The 13,691-nt window shown below is 72.0% G+C and carries 16 protein-coding genes; 7 read left to right on the forward strand and 9 right to left on the reverse strand.

Annotated features, from left to right (window positions below):
• Positions 1-2: 2 nt before the first annotated feature.
• Entirely contained in the window at positions 3-632 is a 630-nt protein-coding gene (locus QSK39_RS51710; protein WP_285485213.1) for a ScbR family autoregulator-binding transcription factor, read from the reverse strand.
• A 206-nt stretch (positions 633-838) separates the two neighbouring features.
• On the opposite strand from QSK39_RS51710, the gene QSK39_RS51715 reads away from it, so the two are divergent.
• Both QSK39_RS51715 and QSK39_RS51720 read left to right on the forward strand, forming a co-directional pair.
• Positions 839-1,807 carry a ScbA/BarX family gamma-butyrolactone biosynthesis protein gene (locus QSK39_RS51715; protein WP_285485214.1) on the forward strand — a complete coding sequence of 323 codons (969 nt, stop codon included), beginning with the start codon at positions 839-841 and terminating at the stop codon, positions 1,805-1,807.
• Entirely contained in the window at positions 1,804-3,072 is a 1,269-nt protein-coding gene (locus QSK39_RS51720; protein WP_285485215.1) for an NAD-dependent epimerase/dehydratase family protein, read from the forward strand. The genes QSK39_RS51715 and QSK39_RS51720 overlap by 4 nt, the downstream gene beginning before the upstream one ends.
• Here QSK39_RS51720 and QSK39_RS51725 read toward each other — a convergent pair.
• Positions 3,058-3,519, reverse strand: a complete 462-nt coding sequence (locus QSK39_RS51725; RefSeq protein WP_285485216.1) for a M15 family metallopeptidase — start codon at positions 3,517-3,519, stop codon at positions 3,058-3,060. The genes QSK39_RS51720 and QSK39_RS51725 overlap by 15 nt on opposite strands.
• Before the next feature lie 88 nt (positions 3,520-3,607).
• Between QSK39_RS51725 and QSK39_RS51730 the strand changes: the two genes are divergently transcribed.
• A complete protein-coding gene (locus QSK39_RS51730; protein WP_285485217.1) occupies positions 3,608-4,267 on the forward strand; it encodes a response regulator transcription factor in 660 nt (219 codons plus the stop codon).
• A gap of 16 nt (positions 4,268-4,283) precedes the next feature.
• Positions 4,284-5,363 carry a sensor histidine kinase gene (locus QSK39_RS51735; RefSeq protein ID WP_285485218.1) on the forward strand — a complete coding sequence of 360 codons (1,080 nt, stop codon included), beginning with the start codon at positions 4,284-4,286 and terminating at the stop codon, positions 5,361-5,363.
• Here QSK39_RS51735 and QSK39_RS51740 read toward each other — a convergent pair.
• The 6 genes from QSK39_RS51740 to QSK39_RS51765 all read right to left on the reverse strand — a co-directional run bounded on the left by QSK39_RS51740 (position 5,340) and on the right by QSK39_RS51765 (position 10,543).
• Entirely contained in the window at positions 5,340-6,452 is a 1,113-nt protein-coding gene (locus QSK39_RS51740; protein WP_285485219.1) for a UDP-N-acetylglucosamine--N-acetylmuramyl-(pentapeptide) pyrophosphoryl-undecaprenol N-acetylglucosamine transferase, read from the reverse strand. The two genes, QSK39_RS51735 and QSK39_RS51740, sit on opposite strands and share 24 nt — an antisense overlap.
• Before the next feature lie 3 nt (positions 6,453-6,455).
• Positions 6,456-6,911: a GNAT family N-acetyltransferase gene (locus tag QSK39_RS51745; protein ID WP_285485220.1), complete on the reverse strand. Its 456-nt coding sequence runs from the start codon at positions 6,909-6,911 to the stop codon at positions 6,456-6,458.
• Positions 6,892-7,500, reverse strand: a complete 609-nt coding sequence (vanX, locus tag QSK39_RS51750; RefSeq protein ID WP_285485221.1) for a D-Ala-D-Ala dipeptidase VanX — start codon at positions 7,498-7,500, stop codon at positions 6,892-6,894. The genes QSK39_RS51745 and vanX overlap by 20 nt, the downstream gene beginning before the upstream one ends.
• On the reverse strand, positions 7,497-8,531 hold the full coding sequence (gene vanA, locus QSK39_RS51755; protein WP_285485222.1) for a D-alanine--(R)-lactate ligase: 1,035 nt from the start codon (positions 8,529-8,531) through the stop codon (positions 7,497-7,499). The genes vanX and vanA overlap by 4 nt, the downstream gene beginning before the upstream one ends.
• Complete coding sequence (locus QSK39_RS51760) at positions 8,524-9,483, reverse strand: D-isomer specific 2-hydroxyacid dehydrogenase family protein (protein ID WP_285485223.1); 960 nt, start codon at positions 9,481-9,483, stop codon at positions 8,524-8,526. Before QSK39_RS51760 ends, vanA begins: the two co-directional genes overlap by 8 nt.
• A gap of 139 nt (positions 9,484-9,622) precedes the next feature.
• The gene (locus tag QSK39_RS51765) at positions 9,623-10,543 is read right to left on the reverse strand and encodes an alpha/beta hydrolase family protein (RefSeq protein WP_285485224.1); all 921 of its coding nucleotides are present in this window, start codon (positions 10,541-10,543) and stop codon (positions 9,623-9,625) included.
• A 61-nt stretch (positions 10,544-10,604) separates the two neighbouring features.
• Between QSK39_RS51765 and QSK39_RS51770 the strand changes: the two genes are divergently transcribed.
• The 3 genes from QSK39_RS51770 to QSK39_RS51780 all read left to right on the forward strand — a co-directional run bounded on the left by QSK39_RS51770 (position 10,605) and on the right by QSK39_RS51780 (position 12,680).
• The gene (locus tag QSK39_RS51770; RefSeq protein WP_285485225.1) at positions 10,605-11,129 is read left to right on the forward strand and encodes a helix-turn-helix domain-containing protein; all 525 of its coding nucleotides are present in this window, start codon (positions 10,605-10,607) and stop codon (positions 11,127-11,129) included.
• Positions 11,130-11,166: 37 nt separating this feature from the next.
• Positions 11,167-12,018, forward strand: a complete 852-nt coding sequence (locus QSK39_RS51775; RefSeq protein WP_502873394.1) for a DUF72 domain-containing protein — start codon at positions 11,167-11,169, stop codon at positions 12,016-12,018.
• Between the two features lie 95 nt (positions 12,019-12,113).
• On the forward strand, positions 12,114-12,680 hold the full coding sequence (locus tag QSK39_RS51780) for a dihydrofolate reductase family protein (protein ID WP_285485226.1): 567 nt from the start codon (positions 12,114-12,116) through the stop codon (positions 12,678-12,680).
• Here QSK39_RS51780 and QSK39_RS51785 read toward each other — a convergent pair whose 3' ends face one another.
• On the reverse strand, positions 12,681-13,673 hold the full coding sequence (locus tag QSK39_RS51785) for an RNA polymerase subunit sigma-70 (protein ID WP_285485227.1): 993 nt from the start codon (positions 13,671-13,673) through the stop codon (positions 12,681-12,683).
• Positions 13,674-13,691: the final 18 nt, after the last annotated feature.

Below are 13,691 nucleotides of genomic sequence, written 5' to 3' on the forward strand. Positions count from 1 at the left end.
ACTCAGGCCGAGGCGGTCTCGGCGAGCGTGCCCTGCGCCAGGAACCGGTGCAGCCGCCGCGGCGGGACCACCGAGGTCAGGATCGTGGTCCACATGAACGTGATCCGTTCCAGCAGGTCCACTCGCCCGGTGAGCACCTGCGAGCTCAGCTGGATCCCGGTGAACGACGCCTGCACGAACTGCGCGAGGTCGTGCGCGTTGATCTCCTTGCGGATGTCGCCCGCCGCCTTCGCGGCCAGCAGGCAGGCGTGCAGCGTGTCGACCCACCGCTTGTAGGCGTTGTTGGCGGGCGTGATGAACGAGCCCTGCTCGATGACGAGGCGGATGCTGGCGCGCACCCGGACGTCGGACTGCAGGCTGGCCGCCATGCCCTGGGTGAGGTCGATGACCGTCTGCAACCCCGGGTTCTCGATCTCCGCCAGGGGGTCCGAGACCGTGAACTGCTCGTCGATCAGCGCGTCGGCCAGGTCTTCCTTCGACTTGAAGTGGAAATACAGCGCACCCTTCGTGACACCCGCTTCGGTCAGGATGTCCGACAGGCTCGCGCCGAGGAAGCCGACCGCGTCGAACCGGGAGGCCGCTGCCTCGAGGATCGCGTTCCGTGTCTGCTCCGCACGTTCTTGGCGAGCCACGTCCAGCCCCTCTCGCTTCGGCCGGCGGTCCACAGTAGACCATTCGGCGGTACCTCATGCGTCAGTACGCCAGTCTACGGCCCGTTGCACGGGAAAGCCACTAAAAAAAACCGCTCGGTTGGTATGGTTTTAGGTGTCCGGTTCGGCTACAAATGAAAGCGGGGGAGTACTGGGGTACTGGGGTAGGACATTCTAGGAGGACCGTCATGGTCGGCACCATCCTTCAGGAATCTGCGCGCGAAATACCGGAAACCAAGATCATCGGGGGGCCCGCGGTGCGGGCGGTCGACTTCCAGCAGACGATCCCGCGGAGCCTCGTGCACCGCGCGGCCGTCTCGGAGGTCTTCGTCACCGATCTGAACATCCTCGGCGAAGGCCGGTTCGAGGTCGGCGCGCAGTGGCCGCGCCGGCACAGCTTCTTCGGGCCGCGGACGCCGGTGTTCCACGATCCGATGCTCTACGCCGAGACGATCCGCCAGGCGGCGCTGCTGATCGCGCACCGGGCATACGGCGTTCCGCTGAGTCACAGTTTTCTTTCGGACCACAAGGAGTACTCGGTCGAGGAGACCGGGCTGGCCACCCTGGGCCGTCCGGTGGACGTGGTGCTGCGGGTGAGCGCGCACGAGGTCGAGTACCGCGGCAAGAACGTCGGCGGCATGCGGCTGGACTTCGAGTGCTTCCGCGACGGCCGCCGGATCGGTACCGCGTCGGAGCGCTGGCGCTGCGTGTCCTCGGCGGTCTACCGGCGGGTGCGGGGCGACCACTTCGCGGCGACGCCGTTCCAGGCCGCGGTCCTGGCCCCGGTCGCCCCGGCGTCGGTCGGCCGCGACCGGGCGGAGGACGTCCTGGTGGCGGCGACGCCGACGGACGGCACGTGGGCCCTGCGCTTCGACCCGGACCACGCGGTGCTGTTCGACCACCCGGCCGACCACGTGCCGGGCATGGTGCTCATCGAAGGCGCGCGGCAGGCGGCGTTGCTGGCGATCGGCGACGCGTACGCCCTCCCGGCGCGCGCGGACTTCCGGTTCGACACGTACGTGGAGTTCGACTCCGAGTGCCTGCTGGTGGTCGAGGCGGACGAGCCGGGGCCGGACCGCACGCGGACGGTCCGGGTCGAGGTCCGCCAGAAGGGCGCGACGGCCGCGAGCGGCACGCTGGGGATGCGCTTGTCGTGACGGCCGCCGAGCCGGACATCCTGATCGCCGGCGCGACGGGCTTCGTCGGCACGGCGGTGCTGCGCGAGCTGGTCGGGCGGGGAATGGGCCCCCGGGTCCGCGTCCTCGTCCGGCGACGGGTGCCGCAGTGGATGACCGACGCGGGCGTGACGACGTGGACCGGCGACCTCACGCAAGCGAGCACCCTGGCGGGGCTGTGCACGGGGATCACCACGCTGGTCCACCTGGCCTCCCAGGTGGGCGGCGACCCGGCCGGCTGCACGGCGGTCAACGAGGGAGGAACGGCCAACCTCCTGGCCGAGGCCCGGCTCGCGGGGACGAGCAGCGTGCTGTATTTGAGCACGTGCGCGGTGTATCGGGACGGCGCACACCGTGGTGCGCCGGTACCGGGCGAGGAGAAGCCGGCAGGTCGGAGCGGTCTGGGGGCCGGCTCCGGGATGACGGCGGACCAGGGGGTACCGGCCGGCTGGGGCTGGCGGGGCGGGGCGCGGTTGGCGGCGGAGCAGGGGCCGCCGACCAGCCGGCGCGGTCCGGCAGAAGGGGTTCTGCGGGTCGGCGGGTCGGGAGGCGGATCCGGGCTGAAGACGGATCCGGCGCCACCGGCCGACAGCGGGCGGACGGGCGAGTGCCCGGGGGCCGAGCCCGGGGCGGCGGCGGATCTGGGGCCGCCAGCCACCCGGCCCGGCCCAGCGGGTGTGCACCTGCGCACCGGGCCCGACCTCGTCCTCGACCCCGCCTCCCCGACCAGCCGCAGCAGGCTGGCCGGCGAGCGCCTGGTCCTGGCCGCCGGCGGCATCGTTCTCCGGCCACATCTCATCCACGGCCCCGGCGACCGGCACGTCGTCCCCGCGCTGGTCCGCTGGATCCAAGCGGTCCCGGCCTGGGCCGCAGGTGGCGCCGCCCGTACATCGCTCGTCGCGGTCGCCGATCTGGCCGCCGCGATCGCCGTGCTGGCCCTCGACCCCGGACTGAGCCGCCCCGGCGAGGTCCTCCACGTCGCCGATCCCCAGCCGGTCCGGATCCGCGGCTTGGTCACCGCCGTCTGCGGGCTGCTCGACCTGCCGCTGCCGGTCGCCGACCTGCCGCTCGCCGAGCACCGGGCCCGCACGCGGGCGGCCCTCCCGTCGCTCACCGACCACCAGTACTCCCTGCTCACGCGGGATCACTGGTACGAAAGCAGCCGCATCTGGGAACTGACCGGCGTCACGCCGCGGCCCCGCCTGGCCGAGGCCGCGGACTGGTACCGGGAGTCAGTCGGACGCTGAACGCATCCTCGGGTCGTGCGTCGGGTCGGGGTACATCGGCGGGCACCCGTGCTCCACCGCCGAGGGACGCAGTTCGAAGTGCCAGGGCTCGTTGCGGTAGATCTGGCAGAGCCCGTACCGGGCGCCGTGCGCGGAGAGCCACGCCCGGGCGGCAGCGGGCCCGACGTCGACCGCGTCGCCCGAAACGTGCGCCGACGTCTCGGGAGTGGCCACCCACCGGGCGGCCTCCGCCGCCGAGCCGTACTTCACCACCGCCGCCGCGAACAGCTCCGCCTGGTACTCGCGCGAACGCCAGCCACCGTTGACGACGAACTCGATCCCGGCGTCCGTGGCCGCCCGGCGCAGGGTGTCGAGCAGCGCGGGATCGAGGTTGGCCACGGCGGGCGTGTCGTCGTCGAACACTCTCACCGGGTAGGGGACGGCACCGGCCGATCGCTGGGAGGACATGCCCCGCAGTCAAGGCAACGCGGTGTTGCCGGCCCGTATCCCGGTTTCGATATGCCCGCGATAAGGCCCGGCTCGTAGCATCGGAACCGTGCGTGTGCTGATCGTCGAGGACGAGCCCTACCTGGCGGAAGCCGTCCGCGACGGCCTGCGCCTGGAAGCGATCGCCGCCGACATCGCCGGTGACGGGCACACCGCCCTCGAACTGCTGGACGTCAACGCCTACGACATCGCCGTCCTCGACCGCGACATCCCCGGCCCGTCCGGTGACGAGGTCGCCGCCCGCATCGTCGCCTCCGGCAGCGGCATGCCGATCCTCATGCTCACCGCCGCGGACCGGATCGACGACAAGGCGTCCGGCTTCGAGCTCGGCGCCGACGACTACCTCACGAAGCCGTTCGAGCTGCGGGAGCTCGTGCTCCGGCTCCGGGCGCTCGACCGCCGGCGCGCCCACAACCGGCCGCCCGTCCGGGAAATCGCGGGCCTGCGCCTGGACCCGTTCCGCCGCGAGGTCTTCCGCGACGGCCGCTACGTCGCGCTCACCCGGAAGCAGTTCGCCGTGCTCGAAGTCCTCGTCGCGGCCGAAGGCGGGGTCGTCAGCGCCGAAGAGCTCCTGGAGCGGGCGTGGGACGAGAACGCCGACCCGTTCACCAACGCCGTGCGCATCACGGTTTCGGCCCTGCGCAAGCGACTCGGGGAACCCTGGGTCATCGCCACCGTGGCCGGCGTCGGCTATCGCATCGGCACCTGACGTGGGAGACGAAACCGTGGACCGGAAGCCGGGGCTGAGCGTCCGCCTCAAGCTCACCCTCAGCTACGCCGGGTTCCTCATGCTCGCCGGTCTCCTGGTGCTGATGACCGTGTGGGTGGTCCTGCGCAGTCACCTGCCCGACATCGCGGTCATGCCCGGGGGAGTGCTCAACCGCGCCACCCTGATGAGCACCTTCACCTCCGCCGCCGGCGTGGCCGCGGTCTTCCTGCTGGTGTTCGGGCTCCTGGGCGGGTGGATCCTCGCCGGGCGCATGCTCGCCCCGCTGACCCGCATCACCGACGCCGCCCGCATGGCCACCGGCGGATCGCTGTCCCACCGGATCCTCCTGGACGGCCGCCGGGACGAGTTCCGCGAGCTCGCCGACGCCTTCGACGCGATGCTCGCCCGGCTCGAAGCCCAGGTCGCCGAGCAACGGCGGTTCGCCGCCAACGCGTCCCACGAGCTGCGCACCCCGCTGGCGATCTCGCAGGCCCTGCTCGAGGTTGCCCGCACCGATCCGGCGCAGGTGCCCGGCGAGCTCGTCGAGCGCCTGCACACCGTCAACACCCGGGCGATCGACCTCACCGAAGCACTGCTCCTGCTCAGCCAGGCCGACCGGCGCTCCTTCACCCGGGAACGCGTCGACCTGTCCCTGCTGGCGGAAGAGGCCACGGAAACCCTGCTCCCCCTCGCGGAAAAGCACGGCCTCACCCTCGAGACCTCCGGCGAAGTCGCCCCCGCCCACGGCTCGCCCGCGCTCCTGCTGCAGCTGGCCACGAACCTCGTGCACAACGCGATCGTCCACAACCGGCCCGGCCGGGGCACGGTGTGGGTGAGGACCGAGGTGCGGCCCAAGACCGTGGCGCTGACCGTCGAGAACACCGGCGAGACGCTCGCCCCGCGGCTGGTTTCCACGCTCGTCGAACCGTTCCGGCGCGGCACCGAACGCATCCGCACCGACCACGCGGGGGTCGGCCTCGGCCTGGCGATCGTCAAGAGCATCACGCAGGCGCACGACGGCACGCTCACCCTCGAGCCCCGCCCCGGCGGCGGGCTCCGCATCACCGTGTCGCTACCACGGTGGTGGCTCCGCTGACCCGCGGCGCCCGGCGATCGTGGTGAGCACGTACCGGGCCAGGACGACGTCCGCGTCGGCCGCGCCGGTCGCCCGCGCGCGGGCCGACATCGCCGCGATCCGCCGGGGATCGGTGAGCACGGGGATCAGGGTGGTCTCGATCCAGGCCGGGTCGAGGGCGGCGTCGCCGACGAGCAGACCTCCGCCGGCCGCGACGACCGGCTCGGCGTTCAGCCGCTGCTCACCGCCGCGGTCCGGCAGCGGGACGTACGCGGCGGGCAGGCCGACGGCGGCGAGTTCGGCGCACGTCATCGCCCCCGAGCGGCAGAGCGCGAAGTCGGCCGCGGCGTAGGCGTACCGCATCTGGTCGACGTAAGGCGTGACGACGTAGGGCGGGTCGCCGGCCGGGACGTCGACGGTGTGCCGCGCCCCGGTGATGTGCAGGACCTGCACGCCGGCCGCCCGCAACGCCGACGCCGCGCCGGACGCCGCGGCGTTGAGCGCCCGCGCACCCTGCGAACCACCGGTGACCAGCAGGACCGGCCCATCGGGGTGCAGGCCGAACCGCTGCCGGGCCGCGTCGCGCAGCGCGGGCCGGTCGAGCCCGGCGATCGCCGGCCGCAGCGGGATCCCGATCGCGGTGGCGTGCGCCAGCCGGATCCCCGGCCCGGCGGCGAACACGTGCGGCGTCATCCGGGCCGCCAGCCGGTTGGCGATGCCGGGCCGGGCGTTCGCCTCGTGGACGACGATCGGCAGGCCCTGCTCGCGCGCGGCGAGGTAGGCAGGCAGGGAGACGTAACCGCCGAACCCCACCACGACCTCGGCCCGCACGCGGCGGAGCACCGACCCGGCCGCCCGCACCGAGTCGCGCAGCCGGCCCGGCGTGCGCAGCAGTGCTCGCCCCGGCCGGCGCGGCAGCGGTGCCGGCGGGATGAGCTCGAGCGGGTAGCCGCGGGCCGGGATGAGCGTGGTGTCCAGGCCGCGGACGGTGCCGAGCGCGGTGATCTCGACGGCGGGCACCAGCCGGCGCACCGCGTCGGCGAAGTTCATCGCGGGCTCGATGTGCCCGGCCGAATGGCCACCGGCGACGACGACGCGCGGTGCGGCCACGGCTCAGATCTCCTTGCGATAGGTGTGCGAGGTCGACTTCCGCCGGTACCCGGCGTCCTCGTAGAACGGGTGGGACTCGGCGCGCACGACGTTCGAGCGGACCACGATCGTGCGCAGGCCCTGCCGGACCGCCCACCGTTCGGCGGCTTCCACCAGCGCGCGGCCGGCGCCCGAGCGGCGGGCCGCCGCGACGACGACCAGGCCCGTGATCTCGAGGGTTTCGTCTTGGTGCGGGAGCGCCTGCCGCCGCTCGACGCTGACGTAGCCGTCGATGCGGGAGCCGTCGCCCGGCGCCGCGACCAGCACCCGCTGCGTGTCCGAGCGCAGGACGGCCGCCAGCCGCCGGGTCACCGCGGCGAGTTCGCCCGGGTACCCGAGTTCGGCCAGCAACCCGGTGACCCGCGGAGTGTCGGCGGCCCGCAGCGGGCGGATCTCCCGGCTAGCCGACGGGGAAGTCAAAGTACGTCTCCGGGAAAGGCTCGTCCCGCAGCGTGTAGTGCCACCACTCGCGGTCGTACCGGCGGAAGCCGCAGGCCTCCATGAGGGAACAGAGGTGGTGCCGGTTGCCCGCTTCGGCCGGCGTGATCCCCGGTGCGCCGTGGTGCGAGACCGCGTCCATCAGGTCGTGGTCACCGCCCATCGCGGCGAGCTCACCGGTGGCCAGGTGGTAGAGCGTGAGGTCGACGGTGCTGCCCCGGCTGTGCCCGGACTTCGTGGCCACGTAACCCTTTTCGAACATCTGCGCCCGGTCGATGTTCGGGTAGTGCCGCCGCTTCGTCCGCCCGTCCTCGGGCCGCCGCGACCAGCGCAGGAAGCAGTCCACGGCGCGCTGCGGCCGGTAGCCGTCCCACAGGAGCAGGCCGAAGCCGAGGGTCTCGGCCTTTTCCTGCGCTCGTTCCAGGGCCGCGCACAGGGCTCGCGTGCCGACGACCCGGTTCGCCAGGTAGCCGTCCACCGGCTTGCCGGTGAAGTTGTCCCAGGTGGCGTACTTGGCGTCCCAGCGGATGCCGGGCGCGAACTCGTCCACGAAGACGAAGTCGTCCTTCACTGGGATTTCCCCGTCAAAGCCAGCGACACCAGCCGGTCGAGCACTTCGCCGAGCGGCAGCCCCGCGGCCGCCATCATCCGCGGGTAGCGGCTGTAGGACGTCAGGCCGGGCAAGGTGTTGACCTCGTTGAGGACCACCGTCCCGTCTTCCTTGAGGAACAGGTCGACCCGCGCCAGCCCCCGGCAGCCCAGGGCACGGTAGACGGCCTTCGCCGTTTCCCGGACGAGCGCACGCGACTCCGCCGGGATGTCCGCGGGAACGACGAACGTCGAGTTCTCGGAGCCGCTTTCGGGGTTGCTTTCCTGGTGGATCTTGAAGAATCCGTGGGAGAGCGCGACCCGGTCCAGCTCGCCGGTGATCAGGTCCTCGTCGTTGCCCAGGACGGAACACCCGATCTCGCTGCCGGCGACCGCCTGCTCGATCAGCACCTTGTGGTCGTACTGCCGCGCGGCCGCCACCGCACCCGGCAGTTCTTCCGCGCGGGACACCTTGCTGACGCCGAAGGACGACCCCGAACGGGCCGGCTTGACGAAGACGGGGTAGGTGAGCTCGCCGGGATCGACGGTCTCGTCCGCGGTGACGGCCCGGAACTCCGGCGTCGCGATCCCCGCGTTCCCGGTGACGAGGTAGGTGAGGGACTTGTCCATGCACAGAGCGGAACTCGGGACGTCACAGCCGACGTAGGGAACGCCGGCCAGTTCGGCCAAACCCTGCATCGCGCCGTCCTCGCCGAGCCGGCCGTGCAGGAGGGGCAGCACGACGTCCAGCCTGATCGTTTCGTACCGGCCCGCTTCCAGGACGAGCAGCCCGTGGACGGTCCGGTCCGGTGACAGCACGACCGGACGGCTGTTCTCCCAGCCCTCGCCGGGGCCGTCGCAGAGCTTCCATTCGCCGTTCTTCGTGATCCCGATCCAGAACGGTTCGTACTTTTCCGGGTCGAGGTGCTTCGCGACCTCTCGCGCGGATTTGACGGAGACGGGGTGTTCTTCGGTGGATCCCCCGAAGACGATTCCGACCTTCAACCTATCCATGCCGATTCCCGCTTTCAAAGGTCAGGCAGTTGACGAGACTGTTTTCGACGGTGTCGCTCAAGGCGTGGTCCGTGTAGTAGGCGGTGTGCGGGCTGATCAGCACGTTCGGCATGCCCTGCAGCCGCAGCAGCGATTCGCTCCCGAGGGGCTGGTCCCGGCAGTCGGCGTAGAAGATGCCTTCTTCGCCTTCGAGGACGTCCAACGCCGCGCCGCCCAGCTTTCCGCTTTCCAGCGCGGGGATCAGGGCTTCGGTGTCGAGCAGGGAACCGCGTCCGGTGTTGACGACGACCGCGCCGCGGCGCATCTGCCCGATCCGCCGCCGGTCCAGGAGGTGGTGGGTGTCCGCGGTGAGCGGCGTGTGCAGTGTCACGATGTCGCTCTGCACCAGCAGATCATCGAGCGCGACGTAGTCGGCCGAGGTCTGCGGGCGGCTGTCGTAGGCCAGCGTCCGGCAGCCGAAACCCCGCAGCCGGTCGATGACCGCGGCCCCGATGCGTCCCGTGCCGACCACCCCGACGGTCAGGTCGCGCAGTTCTTTCCCGCGTACCTCGCTCAACCGGTAGTCGTGCACTTCCGCGCGCCGGAGGACGGATTTCGCGTTCCGCACCACCATCAGCATCAACATCAGCGTGTAATCGGCGACGCTGTCGGGGGAGTAGGCGACGGTGCCCACGGAAATGCCGACGCGCTCCGCATAGCCCACGTCGATGTGGTTGAACCCGACGCTCCGGGTGGAGACGTATTCGACCCCGGCTTTGCTCAGGGCGAGCAGGGCAGGCTCGGTGAGCCGGGTCTTGTGCCCGACGCTGACGCACCGGTTGCCGAGCGCGAGGTCACTGGTGGCTTCGGAAGCGGCGGCGTCGGTGATGGTCGGGACGACACCGAAGCGCGGCGCCATCTCCCGGAACAGGACGGCCTCGTCCGGCTCGCATCCGTAGATCGTGATCCCCATCGCCGGCGGGGACGGGGCCGGCGATCGGACCGCGGTACGTGCTGGTTCGCCGTAGGTCATGCCGGCCAGTCAAACCAGCCCGCTGTTGCCGTCCCGTATGCGGATTTCGATAGGCCGGCAATATGTTACCGGCGGGTAGTCAGCGAAGCCGGATCGCCAGCCAGCCGGCGACGGTGTTCAGCAGCTCCTCGTCCACGGGGTTGCGGAGCAACCGGCGGTAGGAGAACACGGACGCCGGCCCGTCGGTGCGGCGGAGGATGTGGGTAAGGCCCGGAGTCCGGTGGGTTTCGGCCCCGCCCGGCACCAGCTGCGCGATCACGTCGAGGTCGCCCGGGTCGACCTGCACGTCCTCGGCGCCGGTCACGGCCAGCACGGGAACCGGGATGCGGGCCAGGTCCGGACGCGGGTCGTAAGCCAGCTGCTCGCGCCACCACCGCGCGTTGATCCGCAGGCCGCCGATGCGGGCCGTGTCGGTGGTGGTGGCGGCCAGCCGCGCCAGCTGCCGGGTGGCGACGCGGCGCAGGACGGGCAGCAGCGGGCGCGGCAGCGACTCCGCCAGCCGGGCGCCCTGCCAGCGCAGGGCCTGGTCACCGGGACGCGCGTAGCCGGCGAGCAGGACCGCGGCGGCGGGCTGGGCGTGGGCGGCCAGCCACATCGCGTGGACGGCGCCTTCGCTGTGCCCGAGCACGCCGACGGCGCGGGAGCGGATCTCCGGGTGGCTACGCAGGGCGTTCAGGGCGGCCGCGCCGTCGGCCCGGTTGTCCAGGAACCCCACGGTGTGCCAGTCGCCCGGGGTGGCGCCGACGCCGCGGCGGTCGTAGCGCAGTGAGGCGATGCCGTGCCGGGCCAGGACGGCGGCGAGCGGGCGGCCGAGGTCCATCCGCACCCGGCCGGCGTTGGAGTCGCGGTCGACCTTCCCGGAACCGGGCAGGCAGAGCACAGCCGGGTGCGGGCCCTCGCCGGCGGGGAGCGTGAGCGTGCTCGCGAGGGCGAGGCCGTCGGCGGCCGGGACGGTCAGCCGGAGTTCCCGCACATCGTTCGTGGTCGTGCCGCGGTCCATGGGACGCACCTCCATTGGTATCAGTTTTGATATTAGTATCAGATGTGGGAAGCTCGTGTCCATGGCCACGCTCGACTTGCTGCTGCACCCCGTCCGGCTCCGCATCCTGCGGACGTTCCTGGACGGCCACCCGGCCACGACGGCCGAGCTGCGCGAGCGCCTGCCGGACATCCCGCACGCGACGATGTACCGCCACGTCGCGGCGCTCGCGTCGGCGGGCGTGCTCGAGGTGCTCGACGAAAAACGCGTCCGGGGCACGGTCGAACGCCGGTACCGGCTGTCCTGGCAGCACGCGGAGATCGGCCCGGCCGACCGGGCGGCGATGACGGCCGAGGACCACCGCAAGACTTTCACCGCCTTCGTCGGCGGTCTCCTGGCCGACTTCGACCAGTACCTGACGCGCGACCCGGCCGACCCCACCGCGGACGGCGTGACCTACCAGCAAGCGGCGCTGTGGCTGACCGACGCGGAGATGGCCGAGCTGGCGACGGCGATCCGCGAGGCCGTCACCGCCCGGCTGGGCCGGGACCCCGGCCCGGGCCGCACCCGCCGCATGATCAGCCTGGTGACCATGCCGGCGGAGTGACCGGTAACTTCGTCCACGATCGAGGGGAGCTGACGGAGTGGCGCGTCTTCATGTCGGCTGCGCGATGTGGACCCACAAGGCGTGGCCCGGGCGGTTCGTGCCGCAGTCGCTGCCGGCCGGCGAACGCCTGCGGGCCTACGCCGGCTGGTGCAACGCGGTCGAAGGCAACACGACGTTCTACGCGACTCCGGCCCGGACCACGGTCGCGACTTGGGCGCAGCAGACCGATCCCGGCTTCCGGTTCGTGGTCAAGCTGCCCAAGGTCGTCACGCACGAGCGCCGGTTCGCCGGGGTCGAGACCGAGATGCGGGCGTTCCTGGACGCGATCGAACCGCTCGGCGAACGGGCGGTCCTGTGGACCCAGCTGCCCGGCTCGTTCGGCCCGTCGGATGTCGACGCGCTCGGCCGTTTCCTGCGCCGCCTCCCCGCCGACCGCCGGCGCGCGGTGGAGGTGCGTCACCCCGGGTTCTTCACCGACGCCGCCTCGACGTCGCTGCTGGAGGGGGCGCTCGCCAGTGCGGACGCCGAGTGGGTGCCGTTCGACACCACGGTCTTCTTCGGGAGCCCGCCGACCAGCGAGGCCGAGCAGGACGCCTGGGCCAAGAAACCGCGGCTGCCCCGGCGAACGCGGGCGCTGACCGACCGGCCGATCGTCCGCTACCTGGGCCGCGACTCGGTCGAGGAGACGGTCGAGGGGTGGCGGCCGTGGGCCGAGGCGGTCGCCGGCTGGCTGCGCGAGGGCCGATCGCCGACGGTCTTCCTGCACACCCCCGACAACAACGACGCACCGGCGCTGGCCCGCCGCTTCCACGACGACGTCCGAGCGCTGGTGCCGGGCCTCGAGGCGCTGCCCGAGCCGGAGCCGATCGAGCCCGCGACCCTGTTCTGACGAACGGTGCGCGTCGCCTGGGGTGGATCCACCGATCAGGTTTTCGCGCCGCGCCCGTCTGTACCTGTGAGATCGACTCACGGAAGGCTGGCACGATGCGGAAACTGATCTTCGGCATGAACGTGACCCTGGACGGCTACATCGCCGCGACCGGCGTCGGCATCGGCTGGAGCGGGCCGCCGAGCGACGAGCTGTTCCAGTGGTGGCTCGACCAGGAGCAGGCGAGCGGCCTGACGCTGTACGGGCGCAAGCTGTGGGAGGCGATGAGCTCCCACTGGCCGACCGGCGACCAGCTGCCGGGCGCGACCCCGGCGCAGATCGAGTTCGCGCGGAACTGGCGGGACACGCCGAAGGTGGTGTTCTCCTCGACGATCGACCAGGTCGACTGGAACACCCGCCTGGTCGCCGGCGACGCGGTCGCCGAGATCACCCGGCTCAAGGCCGGGGACGGCGCCCCGATGCGCATCGCCGGCGCGACGCTCGCCGGGGCCGCCATCCGGGCCGGGCTGGTCGACGACTACGAGATCGTCACCCATCCGGTCCTGGTGGGCGGCGGCACGCCGTTCTTCACGGGGCTGGACAGCTGGGTGAACCTGAACCTCGTGGAGACGCGGACGTTCCCCGGCGGCGTGGTGCTGACCCGGTACGAGACGAAGCGGTGATCACAGCGTCTCGGGCAGGTCCAGCCAGGGTTTGCCGGCGACGTCGAACCCGGTGAGCTCGGCGATCTTCCCGTCGACGACGTGCAGGAGCGCGATGGCGAACAGCCGGTGCTCCGGGGCGTCGGGGGTGCGGAGGTACAGCACGGCGGCCGGCATGCGGTTGACCGTCGTGCTGATACCGCGCCAGTCGTCGTGGCCGCGCTGGAAAAGCCCGCCGGAGACCCAGCCGTCCACGGCGTCCGTGGCCGTCGTGCTCAGGGTGCCCGGATCGGGCAGCATCGCGAAGCGCAGGTCGTCGCGCAGCAGGGACGCCAGTGCGTCGAGGTCGTTGCGTTCATGGGCGTCGATGTACGACTTGACCACGCCGCGCTCGTCGTCCGACAGTTCGTGGGTGGCGGGGCTCCGCCAGTCGAGGCGGCCGGCGGGGAGTTGCTCGCGCATCGTCGCGCGCGCCCGCTGCAGTGCGCTGGTCACCGACGCGACGGTCAGCTCGAGGGCATCGGCGGCCTGCGCCGCCGGCCAGCCGAGGACATCACGCAGGACGAGCACGGCCCGCTGCCGCGGCGGCAGGTGCTGGACGGCGACGATGAACGCGAGCTCGATCGTCTCCCGCGCCACCACCGATTCCTGCGGGTCCTCGGGGAGCATCCGGTCGGGGTACGGCTGCAGGTGCGGCAGCTCGGAGTCCGGCAGCCCGGACGGCAGCGGAGTGCGCTTGTCCAGGAAGTCGAGGCAGACGTTGGTCGCGATCCGGTAGAGCCAGGTCCGCAGCGCGGCGTGGCCCTTGAAGGTCTCCCGCTTGTGCCACGCCCGCAGGAACGTCTCCTGCGTCATGTCCTGGGCGTCCTCGTAGTTGGCGAGCATCCGGTAGCAGTGCACCTGCAGCTCCCGCCGGTGCGGCTCCGTGACGAGCGCGAACCGCGCGGTATCGCCTGAGCGGGCCGCCGCGATGAACGCGCTCTCGTCGGCGTCCAGCGGTCCAGCGTCGGTCATGGTCATCGATCCTTCCAC

This window comes from Amycolatopsis sp. NBRC 101858 (assembly GCF_030269325.1).
Classification (GTDB): domain Bacteria; phylum Actinomycetota; class Actinomycetes; order Mycobacteriales; family Pseudonocardiaceae; genus Amycolatopsis; species Amycolatopsis ponsaeliensis.

What these genes read in the sequence shown, in the direction of transcription:
- QSK39_RS51770 (WP_285485225.1), top strand. Translation starts at nt 10,605, where the DNA reads ATGGCCACGCTCGACTTGCTGCTGCACCCCGTCCGGCTCCGCATCCTG.
- QSK39_RS51765 (WP_285485224.1), bottom strand. Translation starts at nt 10,543, where the DNA reads ATGGACCGCGGCACGACCACGAACGATGTGCGGGAACTCCGGCTGACC.
- QSK39_RS51760 (WP_285485223.1), bottom strand. Translation starts at nt 9,483, where the DNA reads ATGGGGATCACGATCTACGGATGCGAGCCGGACGAGGCCGTCCTGTTC.
- QSK39_RS51725 (WP_285485216.1), bottom strand. Translation starts at nt 3,519, where the DNA reads ATGTCCTCCCAGCGATCGGCCGGTGCCGTCCCCTACCCGGTGAGAGTG.
- QSK39_RS51785 (WP_285485227.1), bottom strand. Translation starts at nt 13,673, where the DNA reads ATGACCGACGCTGGACCGCTGGACGCCGACGAGAGCGCGTTCATCGCG.
- QSK39_RS51715 (WP_285485214.1), top strand. Translation starts at nt 839, where the DNA reads ATGGTCGGCACCATCCTTCAGGAATCTGCGCGCGAAATACCGGAAACC.
- QSK39_RS51780 (WP_285485226.1), top strand. Translation starts at nt 12,114, where the DNA reads ATGCGGAAACTGATCTTCGGCATGAACGTGACCCTGGACGGCTACATC.
- vanA (WP_285485222.1), bottom strand. Translation starts at nt 8,531, where the DNA reads ATGGATAGGTTGAAGGTCGGAATCGTCTTCGGGGGATCCACCGAAGAA.